The following is an 18158-nucleotide window of genomic DNA, read 5'->3' as shown; positions in this document are numbered from 1 at the left end:
AACCTAATTTAATCAATGAATTTTTGAGCATTCAATCCTGAAACATGCTCCTTGTTGTTGCTCTATATAATTGAGCTTTGCATGATTTGCCTCACAAAAACTATGAGACAAGTACAATCCTAAACCAGTTCCTTTAATTTCGGTACTAAAAAATGGTTTGAATAACTGAGAAATATCTCTTTTTGCAACGCCTGTACCAAAATCAATCACATCTATTCGGGTGCGACCATCATTTAGATGAATATTCACTTCAATATATTCTGCTTCAGGTGCATTGTGTCTTATAGCATTACGAATAAGATTGATTAATACTTGTCTTAATTGTTTTTCATCAAACATGATCGTTAAATTTTCAGGCAAACTGATTCGGATCTTAGATTTAACATCTGCTAAATCTTCATTTAATAATGTTTCAAAAAATTCTGTTAATTGAATAATTTGTGGTTCAGTAGGTTTATTACGTGCCATTCCCAGAGTATCTTGAATGATGCTATCGATCCTTTTTGCCTGTTTGCTAATCATTCGAGATAGCATGTCTTGCTGATGGATATCGCTACCCTTAAGTAATTCATTGGCTTGTACAATAGCTGCAAGTGGATTTCTGATTTCGTGTGCAATACTTGCAGAAAGTTGTCCTAAAGCCGCCAATTTTAATTGTTGAACCTGTTGAGTAAGTTTTTGGGCATCTTTCAGGATCAATAAGAATAGGGGTTGTTCAGGAACAATTAAATGTTTGACTCGAACATTGACCGTGTATGGGCTAAGTTGTGATTCAAAACTAAATTCCTCACCATCTTTTAGCTCACTAAATTTGATCAGCTCAAAAAGATCGGGTTGCCATTTTATTAAAGGTGTTTTCTCAGTAGAAACAGGAACGTTAATTCCAAGTAAAGTATTCGCAGCAGGATTGCTTAAAACAATATGGTTACTTTCATCTAGAACGAGATAACCATCTTCAATCTGTTCAAGGATGTAGCGGTTGATATTTTGAAGTTGATGAATCTCTATGGATTGATGGAATGTTAATATTTCCAAAATTTTAAAACGGTGTACTGCAATACGTCCAATCGTATGCACAACAAAGAATAGAAAAGCGAGAAAGATACTATTACTTAAATGATTTAAGTTATTGTAACTAAAAAAATCACCGATAAAACGTTGATAAACCACCATAATGACAGCAAAAAGTGTCACGATCAGCGAGAGCTGAGAGTTTAGTAGAATTGCAGAAGAAAAGATTACGATTACGTACAGCAAACTTAATTGTAAGTTTGGCCCCCCCGCAGAGAAAGTAATCAACGCTAAACAAATCACATCAATAAGAAAAATTAAAATGAGCTGTTTAGTGACTTGTACTGGAAGTATTTTGAGTAAAAAAAGCTGGAAAATACTAAATGCAATAAAGCAAATCAGTGTATAGAAATATAAAAAAGGGTAATCATAGTCTGAGGCTAATTGCTCAGCCGTTAATAAATAAATGAGCAAAAGGCTGATAGAGATAATCAGCCGATATCCACTATACCAAATACCAAGCTTATAGACGGTTTGGGAGACGGAAGAGGCTATTTTGCCCAGCATATGTGATCACTTTTCTTAAGGTTTAATAAGACCGTATCGAATCGCTAAGTGTGTGAGTTTGACATCACTATCAATCCCAAGTTTTTCAAAAATACGATAACGATAAGTATTGACAGTTTTAACGCTTACAAACAATTTATCAGCAATTTCCTGAGCACTAATACAGTTAACGACCATCATCGCAACTTGCATTTCACGTTCTGAAAGCGAATCAAATGGGGATTGTTGAGTATCTGAAAGATATGAGCTAGCTAACTGCTCTGCAATATCAGCACTGAAGTATTTACCACCTTGCATGACTTTATTGATCGCTCGAACCATCTCTGAAATTGGTGCACCTTTGGTAATATAACCTTTAGCACCAGCTTTGAGCAGTAGTGATGGGTAGGGTTCTTCTGCTAAACCACTGACAGCAATCACTTTTGTATCTGGTGCTGACTGGAGTAGTCGGCGAGTAGTTTCAACGCCACCAATTCCTGGCATATTGACATCAAGCAACACCACTTGAGGGTGTTTTTGACGAACCAATGCAATTGCTTCCTCGCCAGATTCAGCTTGTCCAATAACATCTACATCTGGATGGTCTTCTAACATACGGCAAATGCCTGTGCGTACGAGTTCATGATCATCAACAACGAGAACAGTGATCAAGAAGACCTCCTTTTTTTTCAAAAAACTGGTTTTTTGTTACATAAAGCAAAATTAGCTTGCAATGAAACGACAAAATTAGCAATCCTATTCTTTGTGATTAGAGAATAGTTGTACACAATTGTGTCTACAAAAGCTTTACCCGATTTGTTCAAATGTAAGGCATAATGATAGTAAGCGCAAATGTACAGCGTCCTGAGTTGAGTATTGTGTCGTGAAAAATTCTAAAAAATCTGTCTTGCATGTGTTAAGCATGTCGATCTTGTTGGCGTGGAGTTCAACAAGTTTTGCTGAATTAGTGAATAATAATTCAGTATCTCCGAGTGCGGGCAGTTCGTCAGCTTCGATTAGTTGGTCTGCAAATGATGTCAGTCAATTTCTGGAAGATGATGAGACTGAGATTAGCCCACAAGGTTCAACTTCAGTCACGACAACTTTACGAGGGAGTGGCTCTGCTTCCATTACTTCATCAACGGCGCCTCAAAAGAACGTACAAATACGTGACACTTTCGGGTATAGCAATCAACCCTCTGTCAATGCACGTGCAGCATTAGTCATGGATGCACAAACTGGTGAAGTACTGTACAGTAAAAATAGTAGCTTAGCAGTTCCAATTGCATCGATTACTAAAGTCATGACCGCAGTTGTGACAGCTGATGCTCGTTTAGACATGTCGGAAGAGATCACCTTACAACAAATCGATTTCGCTGGTGCTGGTGGTAAGAACTCAAGTTCTACATTGCGTGCTGGGGATACGATGAATCGCGCAGAACTACTGCTTTTTGCATTGATGAAATCTGAGAATCCTGCTGCTGCTGCTTTAGCTCGTACATATCCAGGTGGTCGTTCAGCGTTTGTGGCTGCGATGAATGCTAAAGCAAGACAATTAGGTATGACATCAACTCGTTATGCTGAATCCACAGGCCTTGATCCACATAATGTTTCATCAGCAAGAGATTTAGGTATTTTGGTTAGTGCTGCATCTCAATATGGTTTGATTCGTCAGTTCTCAACAACACCTACTTATGATTTTAATTTAGGCTATCGTGTTTTGAAGTCTAATAATACCAATGCATTAGTACGTAATGGTGGTTGGAATATTAACTTATCAAAAACAGGTTATATCAATGAGGCAGGACGTTGTGTAGTGATGCACACCACAGTTAATTCTCGTCCAGCTGTTGTCGTATTGCTCGGGGCTTCAACTTCTCAAGCACGTACAAATGATGCGACTAATCTATTAAATTGGGTGGCTACCCTACCAAAACGTATTTAGTAGCATTGGATTGTTAAAAGCTCTTTTTTATGAAGAGCTTTTTTATGTCTTTAAAAAATCAGAGAAAGACGACATAACTTGTCTTTTATCAAATAATTATATGTATTAATAAATAAAAAATAGAGTAATATTTATTCACTACAATAAATGATGACATTCAATCATGAATGCGATGCAACATGCTCGGATTTCCGCAAAACGTTGGGGTGGGGAGCCTGAAGACTACTATGAAATTCATGCTTTTATAGATAGTACCAAAAGCTTATGCAGTGATGCACGACACCGAGTTTTGCATACTTTATGGGGAATTAACTCAGTTGTAGTACCTATCTTTGGGCATAGTCTAGTGACGAGTACAGGCAAATCTGTTGATGTTAAAGATTTGTGTGAGCGTGATCATTTGTTAGTGGACTATCAACAGCGTTTTATTCCGACCTTACATGATTTTGTAAATGCGATAGATGTAAAACAATTACCCCAAAACTTTGAACAACATTTAGAACAATTACATCTTAACTATGTAAAGGATAAAACAATTTCGCAAATGATGTTATCGCCATTAGCATTGACGGGTAAATTACATTCTTTATTACTGACACATAATAGCTGGTTTATTTTTGATATCTTACCTCGATTGGGATCACTGCCTAGTTTGGGAAATATTCGTTATAGCCCTGCTGATTTTTTTAATGCGATGCATTTTGAATTGTGGATGGACAATGGGATGGCAATTCCTCTGAGTGCGCAAGCATTACATCAAATAAAACAAACGACTTAACGATATATTTTTAGGGGAATAAAATGAGCACATATGTGATTCGTGCCAAGTATTTTGGTTATAACGATGAAGTTTTCTACGTAGCTGGCAATCGTATTGCGAATGTTTTTGATAATAAGCAACAGGCTGAATTAGCTTATAAAAAACTTGAGATAGATGGAGCACGTGATTTTGCATTATATGAAGTTGAATCTCTTTTTGATGCTGATGAAGCATTATTGCAACAATTAGATGATTTCGTATATTCGCGTTGTGGTGAACATATTTGCGAAGAAGGGGATATTTCTGACGATGTATTACCTGCAAGTTTAAGTGACGATGATACCTTTGAATTTATTCAGCTTGCTGGAATGCAAAAATTCCAATTGGTTGAATTCGAAAATCAAGTCAAGTTTTATGGTTTATGGTCTGTAAAAAAACAACAATGGGTTGAGGAACATGATGAATGCTTTGCGGGTTTAATATATTCAGAAAGTTTAGATGCTTTTAAATCTAAAGTTGAGCATATTTTTGCTGATTATGATTATTCAGCAATTGAAATAAAAGGCAGCTTGGATGAACTTTCAGCCCAACCGATTTTATTGCAAGCAATGATTAGTACACGATCTGGTTTAAGTTATGATGAAGCAAAACAAACCCTTGTCATTGATGCTTGGCAAGATGAAGCATTGTATGCTGTGAATTCGCTATTGAAGCAGCCTTTGTTTGAAATTAAGGAAATTAGTCTAGAAGAAATTCAAAAAATTGAAAAAGACTTAGCGAAACAATATAGCTATGATGAAGATTATGAATATGAAGAATAAAATCATGTTCTAGTTAATAAAAAACCAGTTGCAAGCAACTGGTTTTTTATTACTAAAAATTTATTCTTACATATTTGAAAGAATAGAATCTTTAACTTGATCCATCGTTGCATCGATGGATAACATCACAGCATCCGCACATTGTTTGATTGCTGTATCTGGATCTTTTAAACCGTTACCTGTCACAGTACATACGATCACAGAACCTTCAGCAATTTTACCTGCTTTGATGTCACGAATAGCACCACCGATAGAAGCAGCAGAAGCTGGCTCTACGAAAACACCTTCATACATAGAAAGTAAGCGTTGAGCTTCAAGAATTTCGCTATCTTGAAGTTCATCGAACCAACCTTTCGAATCACGTACAACTGCTTTTGCATGATTCCAGCTTTGTGGATTACCAATACGAATAGCCGTTGCAACGGTTTCTGGACTTTCCACTGGAGCACCACGTAAGAATGGCGCTGCACCAGAAGCTTGATAACCAACCATCGTTGGTAAGCCTTCAGGTTTAGGACCAGTGAATTGATCTGTTGCTGCATCATAGATGACTTGTTCGAACTGATCAGCAGGTTGATTTGCTACTGCTTCTGTATACCCCATCCAGTGTGCAGTGATATTCCCTGCGTTACCTACTGGTAAACAGTGGTAGTCAGGTGCACGCCCTAGAGCTTCAACAATTTCGTACGCAATGGTTTTTTGACCTTGTAAACGGTAAGGATTGATTGAATTTACGATAGTCACAGGCGCTTGATCTGCTACTTCTTTTACTAGACGCATACCGTCATCGAAGTTACCGCGGATTTGCATGGTGATTGCACCGTACATCATTGCTTGAGCCATTTTACCCATTGCAATTTTGCCTTCAGGAATCAAAACGAATGCTTTAATTCCTGCACGTGCTGCATATGCCGCTGCTGCAGCTGAAGTATTCCCTGTTGATGCACAGATAATTGCCTTCGAGCCTTCTTCAACCGCTTTGGTTACAGCCATCGTCATACCACGGTCTTTGAATGAACCTGTTGGGTTAAGACCTTCGTACTTCACATAGATTTCAACGTCTTTGCCAATAATACGTGGAATGTTCTCAAGTTTAATAAGAGGAGTATTTCCTTCGCCTAAAGAAATTGCACGTGTAGTTGCAGACACAGGTAAACGGTCACGATAACGATCTACAAGACCAGTATAACGATTGGCATTCGACATGATGGTGTTCCAATATGAGGTAGAGCGGGGTGAGGGAAGGCATTTTCCCTCAACCTGATTAACTATCGAGCGATTCTAAACGAATTCTTACGATTTCGCCACGAATAGCTGGTAATGCTTGAATTTGAGCAAGAGCTTCATCCATTTTTGATTCAACAATTGGATCAGTCAAAATCACGATTGGGATGAGGTCTTTAAGGCGAGATTGTTGCATGATCGCATCAATACTAATACCTGAACGGCTGAGAATGCTAGTGACATCAGCGAGCACACCAGTTTGGTCTTCTGCATTTAAACGAATGTAATATCCCGTTGTCATTTCTTCACGGCTTAGGATTGGTACATTTGTAAGCGCTTCGAATGCAAGTTGAGGGATTGTTCCAGCACCATCTTCGGTGTATGAGATATCCCGAACAATATCAATCACATCAGCTACGACTGCGGAAGCTGTTGGTCCTGCGCCTGCACCAGCACCGTAATACAGTGTCGGACCCACCGCATTTGCTTGAACAAGTACCGCATTTTTTACGCCATTCACGTTTGCGATCAATTCTTCAGCAGGAATCAAGGTTGGGTGTACTCGTAACTCAATGCCTTTTTCAGCACGACGCGCAATACCTAAATGTTTGATACGGAAGCCAAGTTCTTCAGCATATTTCACGTCTTGAGCTGTGATTTTACTAATGCCTTCGGTATAAACCTTATCGAATTGAAGTGGAATACCAAACGCACAAGATGCCAAAATCGTCAGTTTGTGTGCAGCATCAATCCCTTCAACATCAAATGTCGGATCTGCTTCAGCATAGCCAAGCTCTTGAGCTTCTTTGAGAACATCATCAAATGCACGACCTTTTTCACGCATTTCAGTCAGAATGAAGTTACCTGTACCGTTGATGATGCCTGCAAGCCATTCGATATGGTTAGCTGCTAAACCTTCACGGATGACTTTAATAATTGGGATACCACCAGCAACAGCTGCTTCATAAGCAATTTGTACGGCATTGTCTTCTGCTGCTTTGAATAGCTCATTACCATGTTCTGCGAGTAAAGCTTTGTTTGCGGTAACAACTTGCTTGCCATGCTTAATGGCTTCCATGATGACTTCATAAGCAGGATGAATGCCACCCATGACTTCAACGACTACATCAACATCAGGTTGACGCACAATCTCCATGAGATCTGAGCTTTGTTTAATGCCTTCGAGTTGTAGATCTGGACGTGGACGGCGGGTGCCTACGTGTGTAATTTGAATTTCTCGACCAGTACGGCGTTTAATTTCAGCAGCATTTTCTTGTAATAATTTAAGGGCTCCACCACCTACAGTACCAAGACCGAGTATCGCCAGACGAACTGGTTTCACGTCACACTCCATTTTATTCAATCATTTTAATGAAGCTTGATCATAGCTAAAAAAGTGCGCAGACACTAGGGCTAAGATCATCTTTAATCTGTCGCCCAAGTCGCTTTGTGGAGTTGCTGTGAGGATTTATTTTTCGAGTCGTTTAATGATTTCTTCTGGTGTCATATATCCACCAAGATATTCGCCGTCAACGTTATAAATTGCTGGTGTGCCATTAACGCCCATGTTTAAACCTAACTGATATTGATCACGTACAGGGTTTTTACATTCTGCTGCAGCAACAGGAAGACCTTGTGATGCTTGATCAAATGCAGCTTTGCGATCTTCACTACACCAAATTGCTTGCATCGTAGGCATAAACTGCTCACCACGTGGCCATGCGATATAACGAACTTCAATACCTTTGGCATTAATTTCAGGTAAATGTTCATGCAGCTTGTGACAGTACGGGCAGCTTGAATCGGTAAAGACATAAATCACATGCTTAGCTTTACCGCCTTCCGCTGGGTAAACAATTAAATCTTCAGTTTTGAGTGCTGCTAAATGTTTTTTATTTTCTGTAGCTTGCAGAGCTTCGCTAACATTTTGTAGCTGTTTGTCGCCTAAACGGATCACATCGCCTTGGATGATATATTGACCATCACTAGTGGCATAAACAGAACCCATGCCTTCTAGACTCACCCAGAATAGATTAGGAACTTCTGTTTTTTTAACTGCAATAATTTTAGCGTTGATATTTGCAGTTTTAAGATGCTTTTCTAAGGTTGAGACTAAACGTTGTTGCGCGTTTCGTTCACTTAAGGTTGATGCTTCACCCGTAGCAGGCGCTGTTGCTGTAAGAGCATCTTGTTTTTGCGCTGAATTTTCTTTTGAGCAGGCACTAACTAATAAAGTTGATGCTAATGCACAAGCAAGTGCAAGCTTAGACCGAGTAAATACCATAAAGAACCTTTTTTCTACGTATTCATTTGTATTAAGGGTCTAAGCATAGCAAAAAAAACATCTGACTTCGTTAAATCTTGCTTAAGCTTTGTGAACTCAATCAACTTGTTGAATGCGTCATAGATAAACGGTCGGTTTAACCTCTTGGATGATGTTTGCTATGCAGCTCTTGCATTCGATGTTGAGCGACATGCGTATAAATTTGTGTGGTTGAAAGATCGCTATGACCGAGTAGCATTTGTACTACACGCAGATCAGCGCCGTGATTGAGTAAATGTGTGGCAAACGCATGTCTCAGGGTATGCGGGGATAATTCTGCAGATATATTGGCCTGTAAAGCATAGCGTTTGATCGCGTACCAAAAGTTTTGCCGACTCATGATTCCGCCATGTTGGGTAAGAAATAAATAATCGGTATTACTTTTATAAAGCTGTGGACGGGATTTTGATAAGTATTTCTCGACCCATTCACATGCGTATTGACCTAGCGGGACAAGACGCTCTTTATTTCCTTTACCTGTAATACGTAAGAAGCCTTGTTTTAAATTTATTAACTCTAAACGTAAATTCAGTAGTTCTGTAACACGTAGACCACAAGCATATAAAACTTCAAGCATGGCTCGATCACGTAAACCCAAAGCGGTACTGATATCTGGTGCATTTATCAGTGCTTCAACATCATGCTCTGATAAATCTTTGGGTAATGCTCGACCAATCTTTGGGGATTGATGTGTCGCAACAGGATTATCATCTCTAAGTTTTTGTTCTCTGAGAAATTTAAAAAATTGCCGTAAAGCTGATAAACACCGAGCAATCGAGCGTGGGCTTTTGCCATGTTTGGTCAGTGCGATCAGTACATCGGCAATATCATCACTTGACCACTCAGTAAGTACCACTGTGTCGTGCAAGTCACTACATTGAATTAAATCAGATAAATAGGCATTACGAGTATGCGGGCTTACTGTTTGTGCAACTAAATAATCACGAAATCCATGTAAAAAACTTAAATGTTCAGGGATTTTTACAGCAGCAGGAATACGAGGTTTTTTATTTAACATAACAGCTTAAATCCTTTCATCTACTGCACTGTAAAAGAAAAAGTATTTGTTGTCGATCTGTGACAAGACTAAATGCCACTGAGATTGCTTTTGGTAATTATTCTCATTTGCTTGTATACTACGTGCAAAAGAGTTATGGGTTAGAAACGGTGCGATTGTCAGCATTAAAAGTCAAACAAACAGCGAAAATCACGCAAGTGAATCGCCTAGTGAATGATAATGATGAACCAGATCTGGTAGCGATACGTCTTGAGAGTTTGGGTTTTGTGCCTGGCGCACAAGTTCAAGTGATTACCAAAGGTGTTTTTGGTGGTGACCCGATTCTAATCCAAATAGGTTTTACCCGTTTTGCTCTGCGCAAATCTGAAGCCGATAAAATTGAAATTCAGCTGGAAGGAGCACCTACATGAGTGATGCACTTCGTGTTGCCCTTGTGGGAAATCCAAACTGCGGTAAAACATCTTTATTCAATCATTTAACTGGTACCCGCCAGAAAGTAGCAAACTATGCGGGTGTTACGGTTGAACGTAAAGTCGGACATTTTCAGCTGCCATCAGGTAAAAATGTTCGTGTTCTAGATTTGCCAGGAACTTATAGTTTACAAGCAACCAGTCCCGATGAAGCAATTACCCGTGACGTCTGCCAAGGTAAAATAGCTGAGGAAGGTCAGCAAGACGCTTTCTTGTGTGTGGTAGATGCGACGAACTTAAAACTACATCTTGGTCTCGTATTAGAAATTATTGAGCTTGGTCGTCCGATCCTCGTGGTTTTGAATATGATGGATGAAGCACGTCGTCGTGGTATTCAAATCAATACACAAAAATTATCTCAACGTTTAGGTGTACCTGTGGTTGAGACGGTTGCTGTACGTAATTCAGGAATCGAAAATTTATTACATGCACTTGATCAAGGGAAATATACCGTTCCGCAGACCGAGCTGAGTGGTTTGACTGGTGAGCATCATCAGAAAATTGAAACCATTTTCAAAGATGTCGTGAATTTCGTAGATCAGGAAGATAAGCGTACAGATTTCCTTGATAAAATCTTCTTGCATCCAGTGTTGGGTTTGCTCAGTCTAGCAGTGATGATGTTCATCGTTTTCCAAGCCGTATTCGCTTGGGCAGCACCATTTATGGATGGAATTGAAACATTCTTTGGATGGCTTGGTGAAACATTAGGTGCTCATATCAGTCAACCGCTTTTACAAAGTTTAGTGGTTGATGGGATTATTGCAGGTGCTGGTGGAGTAGTGGTGTTTTTGCCACAAATTCTGATCCTGTTCTTCTTCATTTTAGTCTTGGAAGAATCTGGATATCTACCTCGTGCTGCGTTCTTGCTTGATAAATTGATGTTTAAAGCAGGTTTGAGTGGTCGCGCGTTTATTCCATTGCTTTCAAGTTTTGCTTGCGCTGTTCCGGGCATTATGGCTACTCGAAGTATTAGTGATCCCCGTGATCGTTTCACGACGATTATGGTCGCGCCATTAATGACTTGTTCAGCTCGTTTACCTGTATATGCTTTATTGATTGCAGCTTTTATTCCAGCTCAGACCGTTTGGGGAATCTTTAATCTTCAAGGTTTAGTGTTGTTTGGTCTATATATGGCGGGTATTGTTAGCGCATTATGTGTTTCATTTGTGATGAAATTTTTGCAAAAAGATAAATCACAACATGCGCTTTTATTGGAGTTGCCAAGCTATCGTATCCCCGATTTAAAAAGTGTCGGCATTGGTTTATTGGATCGTGGAAAAATCTTCTTAAAACGCGTGGGTGGAATTATCTTCGCGCTTTCGATTTTACTTTGGTTTTTATGTACTTTCCCACAAGCGCCTGAAGGTGCCACTCAACCTGCGATTGATTATAGTTTTGCTGGTATGTTGGGGCATTTAATGCAGCCTATTTTTGCCCCAGTTGGATTCAATTGGCAGATTTGTATTGCACTTATTCCAGCGATGGCAGCACGTGAAGTAGTAGTTGCTGCACTGGGTACAGTATATGCCTTATCTGGAGCTGATGATGAAGCTGTTGCCCAAGGCTTGGCTCATTTAATTAGTGCAGATGGAACAGGTTGGTCTTTAGCTACAGGACTGTCTTTGCTAGTGTGGTTTGTTTATGCGCCACATTGTTTAGCAACTTTGGCAACGGTGCGTAGAGAAACAGGTTCTTGGAAACATGTGGCTGTGATGACCGCATATTTATTTGGTTTGGCTTATTTGATGTCTTTCTTTACTTACCAAATCGCTTCGCGAATTTGGGGCTAGATAGGAGTTGCATATGTTTGAGTATCTGATTATTGCGGTTTTGGTCGGTTGGAGTGCCATAGTTGTCTTTAAAAAGGTATTTCCTCAAACCGCAAATGCTATGTTCATGTCTTTGTCGAATGTATGTCAACGTTTTGGTTGGCGACGCTTAGCACTACGATTGAAACCTAAAATGGTTGTTGGATGTGGTGGTGGATGTGGTTGTGCAAGCGATGAAAAGGACAATAAAAAAACTGAAGAGATTCAAGCTGTGAAATGGCGTTAAGATTTTTTGTTTATAAAGCCATCGAATGATGGCTTTTTTACGCACTGACACAAAAAAATGCGAATAAAGATAAAACTGAAAAAGCATTCAAAACAGCAAAGTGCTAACATTTTTGCCATTCTGTGATCTGCGATAAAATGGGGCAAAAATGTTAATACAACGTGGTGGATTAAAAGTTGTTGCTGGCTTGGGTATTTCTGGTGTGTCAGCAGTAAACTTTCTGCATGAACAAGGCTACCAAGTTGCAGTAACAGACTCTCGAGAAACTCCACCAGGTCATGATCAAATTCCTGCTGAGGTGAGAACGAGCTTTGGACGACTCGATACAGAGCTATTACTTCAGGCCGAAGAGATTATTTTAAGTCCTGGCTTAGCACCATAATTACCTGAAATTCAACAAGCCATTGATAAAGGAATTCCAGTTGTAGGGGATATTCAGCTTTTACGCCGTGCAACTGATGCTCCCATTATTGCGATTACAGGGTCAAATGCTAAAAGTACAGTGACAACACTCGTGGGTTTGATGGCTCAGGATGCTGGAAAGAAAGTGGCTGTTGGTGGAAACTTAGGTCGACCAGCCTTAGATTTATTAAAAGATAAACCTGAACTCATCGTTTTGGAGTTATCGAGTTTCCAGTTGGAAACTACTTCGCATTTGAATGCTGAAGTTGCGGTTGTTCTCAATATGAGTGAAGACCACTTGGATCGTCACGGTGATATGTTGGGTTATCACAAAGCCAAACATCGTATTTTCCAAGGTGTTAAAAAAGTCGTTTATAACCGTGATGATAATTTAAGCCGTCCTTTAGTGCCTGATGCAACACCAATGCAAAGTTTCGGTTTGAATGCTCCTGATTTAAATCAATATGGTGTGTTGAGAGATGCAGATGGCACCATGTGGCTGGCACGTGGAAGAGAGCGTATCTTAAAAACCTCTGAGATGTATATTCAAGGAATGCACAATGTAGCAAATGCACTTGCTTGTTTAGCCATTGGTGAAGCGGTTGGATTCCCTTTACCGAGTATGTTGGAGACATTGAAAACATTCAAAGGCTTGGAGCATCGTTGTGAATATGTGCAAACGATTGATGGTGTGCGTTATTACAATGATTCAAAAGGAACAAATGTCGGTGCAACTCTAGCGGCGATTGATGGTCTTGGTGCTGCTATTGAAGTCAATAAAGGCAAATTAGCACTAATTTTAGGTGGTCAAGGCAAAGGTCAGGATTTTCGTCCTTTACGTAATGCAATACAAAAATATGTGAAATCTGTCATTTTAATTGGCGAGGATGCACCTGTAATTGAACAAGCGATACAAGGAACAACTGTTATTCAGCACGCATCTAGCTTAAAAGCCGCGGTCGAGCTTGCTCAGCAAGTAACGCAAGCTGAAGATGTGGTTCTGTTGTCGCCAGCATGTGCAAGTTTTGATATGTTTAAAAGTTATAATGATCGCGGGCATCAGTTCGTGGCATGTGTAAATGCCTTGAGTGAAAATAAAAACTAGGAACAGCGTTATGGCGGATTTGGCCCAAAATACAGTGCAGAAGATTTCTCAAATCTTAAATCGATTGCCGAAGCTTCCAGCAGAAATGACACCACGTAACATTCTGATTTTCTGTGTAGTGTCTTTACTCTGTTTGGGTTCGGTGATGGTGGCCTCTGCTTCCATGCCGTATGCAGAATATATCCATGAGAATCCATTTTATTTTTTGATTCGTCATGGTATTTCGATTGTTGTCGCCGCTGTGGTTGCATTTTTGACTTATCGTGTCTCTTTAAACTTATGGTTTAAAAATGCGTTTCCATTATGGCTGATTACGATCATATTGCTGCTCGCCGTTTTGGTGGTCGGGTCAGAAGTGAATGGCGCACATCGTTGGATTAAAGTTGGTGGTTTCACAATACAGCCAACGGAGATTGCTAAGATTGTGATGGCAATTTTTACGGCAGATTATGTGGTGCGCCGTGCGAAAGAGGTTCGAACGCACTGGAAAGGTTTGCTACGCTTAAGCGGAGTAATGGCACTTACAGTCGGTTTTATCGTTGCTGAGCCTGATCTTGGGGCAACAGCGGTGATTGTTTTAATGATGGTTGGCGTGTTCTTCTTAGCTGGCGCACCTGCGACTCAGTTTTTGATTATGTTAGGGGCGATTCTTGCAGGGATTACCGCACTGATTTTATTTGAACCATTCCGCTTTCAACGACTTATTTCATTTACCAACCCTTGGGCTGATCCATTAGGTGTGGGTTATCAGTTGTCAAATGCTTTGATGGCATTTGGTCGGGGTGAATGGTTTGGAACAGGTTTGGGGCATAGTGTCCAGAAACTTTCCTATCTTCCTGAAGCACATACAGACTTTATGTTAGCAGTCTTAGGTGAGGAGTTTGGATTCTTCGGTGTAACCACGGTCATGATTCTCTCATTTACTATGCTGGCATGTTGTATTCGTATTGGTCATCGTGCATTACAGCATAATTATCTACGCGCAGGTTATTTAGCTTATGGTATCAGCATTATTTTCCTGTTACAGATTTTGGTAAATGCAGGCATGAATATGGGCTTGATGCCAACCAAAGGTTTGACACTGCCATTTATTAGTTATGGTGGTACATCATTGATGATGTGTGCTGCGATGATTAGTCTGATTTTGAAAATTGATGCTTCAACCCAAGAGCTAAATCCTGTCAAAGAAGAATCGAATTTCTAAGGAATTTAGTTTCTGATACAAAAGAGACCCTAATTTATTAGGGTCTCTTTTGTTTTATAAATAAGATCCTGTCAAATGAATGCCTTTAGGGATTAAATTTACATCCCATTGCTGTACAGCTTGTTGCAGCATTATTCTAGGTTGATTTAATTCAACATTTGGTTGCCCAAGTGCCAATAGGGCTTGCTGTAATAATTCAGAAGCCTTTGATACGTCTAATGCTTGTGCCAAATTTTGCTTAGATAATTTCTGACCTTGACCATTCATAGCAAGGGGTAAATGCATATAACTCAAACTTGGATAGTTCAATATAGAACCAAGCCAGATTTGTCGAGCGGTATTATCTAATAAATCCGCACCGCGAACGACATGCGTAATGCCTTGTAAATAATCATCTACCACAACTGCTAATTGATAACTAATGATGCCATCTCTTCGTTTTAGAACGAAGTCACCAAGATCATCTTTTAGGTTGGAACATTGTCGACCTTGTAATCTGTCTTCAAAACAAATCAGCAGATCATCGACTTTTAAACGAATGGCTTGCTCAGCAAAATCAAGATTTAAATCTCGGCATGTGCCAGCATAGATGTGATTGGAGCCGAGCATTTTTCGGGTGCATTGGCAGGCATATATGGCATGTTGCTGTTTGAGTTGATTGAGTACTTGCTCATAAATAGCTAAACGATCTTTTTGGAAAATAATCTCGGCATCAGGTTCAAATTGAAAGGCATCGATGCAAGATAAAATGTGAGTTTCGCTATTTGGATAAATGCGAGGAATATCGGTATCTTCTATTCGTACTAACCACTTACCATGATTGGCTTTGGCATCACAATAGCTTGCGACAGCAGTCAGTAAAGAACCAAAATGTAAAGGGCCAGTAGGAGAGGGTGCAAAACGTCCGATATAAGACATAAAGATTTATTGTTGTCTAAATAATTAAATCTACACCTAATCCCTCCAATACAAGGAGGGAGATATGCGAAAACAATGGGTTTTTAAAATTCGCAATATTCCTCCCTTTCTAAAGGGAGGTTAGGCGGGATGGTTATCCGTTGTTTTGCTTTTCTTTGATTTCAGCCAAAGTTTTGCAATCGATACATTGAGTAGCTGTTGGACGAGCTTCTAAACGGCGTAAGCCGATTTCGATACCGCAAGTTTCGCAGAAACCGTAATCACCACTTTGGATCGCTTCTAATGATTGCTCGATTTTACGAATCAGCTTACGCTCACGATCACGTGTACGTAATTCAATCGCAAACTCTTCTTCCTGAGTCGCTCTATCATTTACATCGGGTAAAGCTGTTGATTCATCTTGCATTGTGTTGAGCGTACGATCAACTTCTGACATTAACTCTGCTTTCCATGCATTTAAGATTTGGCGGAAATGCTCAAGTTGTCCATCAGACATGTATTCTTCATTTTTTTTCGGCTGATAAGGTTCAATCCCAAACAAGCTCGCAGTTGTACCGCCTTCAGAAGCTTTAGGTTTGGTTTTGCGTACACGTTTTACAGTCGATTTTTGTTCGTCGATCACTGCTGTGTGTTCGTCCAAGACTTGATTTTGGTTGTCATTCGCCATATAGGGCATTCCTCATCTTACACGTACTATCTATACGCAAAAAATATGGTGATATGCAAGTGTTTTTATAGAAACCTAAGATGGTTTTTTCCATCAAGGGTCGACATCATATAGACTTTTTCAGCAAGATGGTAGTCATTACTGTCTAGAATTAGTGATAAATCTAGGATGTGATTTGTAATCAAAAGTTTAGTCATAACCTAAGACTTCTGAACTACTCAAGCGTTGAGAATTACTCAGACGATGTACTTGTGTTTCAATCTCGCCATTTGCTTTCAAACGGATATAACGGTAGCCAGGGTGTTCTTCATCAAGTGCAAATTTTTCACTTTTTGGTTTGAACTGAATACATGTAGAAGGTGTCGATAGAAACTCTATACCTTGCCATGACGTAATAGAGTCTTGATGCACATGTCCACAAATAATTGCTTTAACATTGCTAAAGGGCTGAATGGTTTCAAGTAAATCAGAAGAATTTTTTAATTTATGCTGATCAATCCATGCAGATTGCATTGCAAAGGGATGGTGGTGACATGCAATCATGACATAACGATCATGTAGTTGAGTCAATAATTTTGGAAGTTGCTGCAATTGGGCATCTGCGATTTTGCCGTCAATACGATTCGGCTGGGCGCTATTTAATAAAATGACACACCAATTTCCAAGCTCGACAACTGTTGGAGCAGTCTTGTCTTGCTCATGGAATGGAAAATAATTGACATCATCGTGATTCCCAGGTGTTTGAAAAAAGGGAATGCTCAAGCTGTGCATATACTCGAGATAGCGATGATAGGTGAGTGGCGTCGGATTCTGAGCTAAATCACCTGTATGAACAATCAAGTCAATCTCAGGGTGTGTTTGACGCATCAAGTCGATTACTGCATGAAAACTTTGTTCGGGTTGCATTCCGACAAATTCTAAATGTGGATATTCAAGTAAATGAGTATCCGTAATCTGGATCATCACAAAATCTTTTTGTGATAATGTTGAGACTTGAAAAGTCACCGCTTTATCCCCTTCAGATTTTTATTGTTGTCGTAAATGCTGAGTAAGCCACTGCAATGCCATAATGACAGGTGCATTTCTCAATCGCCCATTTTTTAATAATAGAGGTGCATCGGAGTAATCAAACAAATGAAGTTGAATGTCTTCACCTTCGTCTGGCATTCCAAACACGCCACCTGATGTTGGTAATTCAACATTTGCAACATATAAGTGAAAAATTTCTGAACATGCCCCTGCCGAAGGATAGAAGGTAAATAAATGTTGTAAGTCATGAACTTCACAACCCGCTTCTTCTAAGCTTTCACGGCGAATACATGTTTCAGGTGTTTCATCCCCATCTAAAACACCAGCAATCAATTCCAATTGCCAAGGTGAAACGGTATCGTTTAATGCGCCAATTCGAAATTGTTCGATCAAAGCAAAACGTCTTTGTTGATTATCATATAGTAAAACACCAGCCGCTTCGGGGCGGTGAATTAATTCACGATGAATAGATGATGAATAATTAGATTTATTAAATAATCTATGTTTTATTGTGACTTTCTCTACCTGAATGAACCCTCGAAATAAGTTCTCTCGAGATTCTATCGAAACGTCGGATGCTGAAAAGCTGGCGTGCTCAAGAATATTCATCATAAATTAGGATGAGATTGTACATATCTCATCCTAACCGAGAATGGTTCG

At 39.6% G+C, this 18158-nt stretch carries 17 protein-coding genes and 1 pseudogene; 8 read left to right on the top strand and 10 right to left on the bottom strand.

The annotated features are described in order from the left end of the window. Window positions 1-12 precede the first annotated feature (12 nt). Window positions 13-1578, bottom strand: coding sequence for a sensor histidine kinase (locus tag A2003_RS14445; protein ID WP_286687546.1), 1566 nt, complete (start codon window positions 1576-1578; stop codon window positions 13-15). A 15-nt stretch (window positions 1579-1593) separates the two neighbouring features. Further along, window positions 1594-2229 carry a response regulator transcription factor GacA gene (gacA, locus tag A2003_RS14440; protein WP_004957336.1) on the bottom strand — a complete coding sequence of 212 codons (636 nt, stop codon included), beginning with the start codon at window positions 2227-2229 and terminating at the stop codon, window positions 1594-1596. A gap of 211 nt (window positions 2230-2440) precedes the next feature. Here gacA and pbpG point away from each other — a divergent pair, with 211 nt between their 5' ends. The 3 genes from pbpG to A2003_RS14425 all read left to right on the top strand — a co-directional run bounded on the left by pbpG (window position 2441) and on the right by A2003_RS14425 (window position 5083). Further along, the gene (gene pbpG / locus A2003_RS14435; protein WP_004917016.1) at window positions 2441-3502 is read left to right on the top strand and encodes a D-alanyl-D-alanine endopeptidase PBP7/8; all 1062 of its coding nucleotides are present in this window, start codon (window positions 2441-2443) and stop codon (window positions 3500-3502) included. Window positions 3503-3665: 163 nt separating this feature from the next. Continuing rightward, entirely contained in the window at window positions 3666-4280 is a 615-nt protein-coding gene (locus A2003_RS14430; RefSeq protein WP_004958507.1) for a DUF6915 family protein, read from the top strand. A gap of 23 nt (window positions 4281-4303) precedes the next feature. Next, the gene (locus tag A2003_RS14425; protein ID WP_286687545.1) at window positions 4304-5083 is read left to right on the top strand and encodes a hypothetical protein; all 780 of its coding nucleotides are present in this window, start codon (window positions 4304-4306) and stop codon (window positions 5081-5083) included. 66 nt (window positions 5084-5149) lie between these two features. Here A2003_RS14425 and thrC read toward each other — a convergent pair whose 3' ends face one another. The 4 genes from thrC to xerD form a co-directional block, all read right to left on the bottom strand. Then, window positions 5150-6289: a threonine synthase gene (gene thrC, locus A2003_RS14420; protein ID WP_002048893.1), complete on the bottom strand. Its 1140-nt coding sequence runs from the start codon at window positions 6287-6289 to the stop codon at window positions 5150-5152. Between the two features lie 58 nt (window positions 6290-6347). Beyond that, complete coding sequence (locus tag A2003_RS14415) at window positions 6348-7649, bottom strand: homoserine dehydrogenase (RefSeq protein ID WP_004917010.1); 1302 nt, start codon at window positions 7647-7649, stop codon at window positions 6348-6350. Window positions 7650-7775: 126 nt separating this feature from the next. Further along, window positions 7776-8591 carry a DsbC family protein gene (locus tag A2003_RS14410; RefSeq protein WP_004917009.1) on the bottom strand — a complete coding sequence of 272 codons (816 nt, stop codon included), beginning with the start codon at window positions 8589-8591 and terminating at the stop codon, window positions 7776-7778. Window positions 8592-8727: 136 nt separating this feature from the next. Further along, complete coding sequence (gene xerD / locus A2003_RS14405) at window positions 8728-9648, bottom strand: site-specific tyrosine recombinase XerD (protein WP_112986666.1); 921 nt, start codon at window positions 9646-9648, stop codon at window positions 8728-8730. A gap of 149 nt (window positions 9649-9797) precedes the next feature. On the opposite strand from xerD, the gene A2003_RS14400 reads away from it, so the two are divergent. The 5 genes and pseudogenes from A2003_RS14400 to ftsW all read left to right on the top strand — a co-directional run bounded on the left by A2003_RS14400 (window position 9798) and on the right by ftsW (window position 14884). Then, window positions 9798-10058, top strand: coding sequence for a FeoA family protein (locus tag A2003_RS14400; protein WP_020899909.1), 261 nt, complete (start codon window positions 9798-9800; stop codon window positions 10056-10058). Beyond that, complete coding sequence (gene feoB / locus A2003_RS14395) at window positions 10055-11908, top strand: ferrous iron transporter B (RefSeq protein WP_129260991.1); 1854 nt, start codon at window positions 10055-10057, stop codon at window positions 11906-11908. Before A2003_RS14400 ends, feoB begins: the two co-directional genes overlap by 4 nt. Before the next feature lie 13 nt (window positions 11909-11921). Then, window positions 11922-12173: a DUF6587 family protein gene (locus A2003_RS14390; protein ID WP_286687544.1), complete on the top strand. Its 252-nt coding sequence runs from the start codon at window positions 11922-11924 to the stop codon at window positions 12171-12173. Between the two features lie 148 nt (window positions 12174-12321). Continuing rightward, window positions 12322-13680 (top strand): annotated as a pseudogene (gene murD / locus A2003_RS14385) (UDP-N-acetylmuramoyl-L-alanine--D-glutamate ligase). A 10-nt stretch (window positions 13681-13690) separates the two neighbouring features. Then, window positions 13691-14884 (top strand): putative lipid II flippase FtsW, encoded by a 1194-nt coding sequence (ftsW, locus tag A2003_RS14380; RefSeq protein WP_004916997.1) that lies wholly within the window; start codon window positions 13691-13693, stop codon window positions 14882-14884. A gap of 54 nt (window positions 14885-14938) precedes the next feature. Here the strand turns inward: ftsW and gluQRS are convergent, their stop codons facing one another. From gluQRS to A2003_RS14360, 4 genes are all read right to left on the bottom strand, one after another. After that, on the bottom strand, window positions 14939-15802 hold the full coding sequence (gluQRS, locus tag A2003_RS14375) for a tRNA glutamyl-Q(34) synthetase GluQRS (protein WP_286687543.1): 864 nt from the start codon (window positions 15800-15802) through the stop codon (window positions 14939-14941). A gap of 133 nt (window positions 15803-15935) precedes the next feature. Beyond that, window positions 15936-16469: an RNA polymerase-binding protein DksA gene (gene dksA / locus A2003_RS14370; protein WP_004916993.1), complete on the bottom strand. Its 534-nt coding sequence runs from the start codon at window positions 16467-16469 to the stop codon at window positions 15936-15938. 189 nt (window positions 16470-16658) lie between these two features. Further along, window positions 16659-17474, bottom strand: a complete 816-nt coding sequence (cpdA, locus tag A2003_RS14365; protein WP_125297249.1) for a 3',5'-cyclic-AMP phosphodiesterase — start codon at window positions 17472-17474, stop codon at window positions 16659-16661. 21 nt (window positions 17475-17495) lie between these two features. After that, window positions 17496-18107 (bottom strand): NUDIX domain-containing protein, encoded by a 612-nt coding sequence (locus A2003_RS14360; RefSeq protein WP_286687553.1) that lies wholly within the window; start codon window positions 18105-18107, stop codon window positions 17496-17498. Window positions 18108-18158 lie beyond the last annotated feature (51 nt).

The organism is Acinetobacter sp. GWC1_38_13 (assembly GCF_001767535.1).
GTDB lineage: Bacteria > Pseudomonadota > Gammaproteobacteria > Pseudomonadales > Moraxellaceae > Acinetobacter > Acinetobacter junii.
This window is presented reverse-complemented; position numbering and strand designations above follow the sequence as displayed.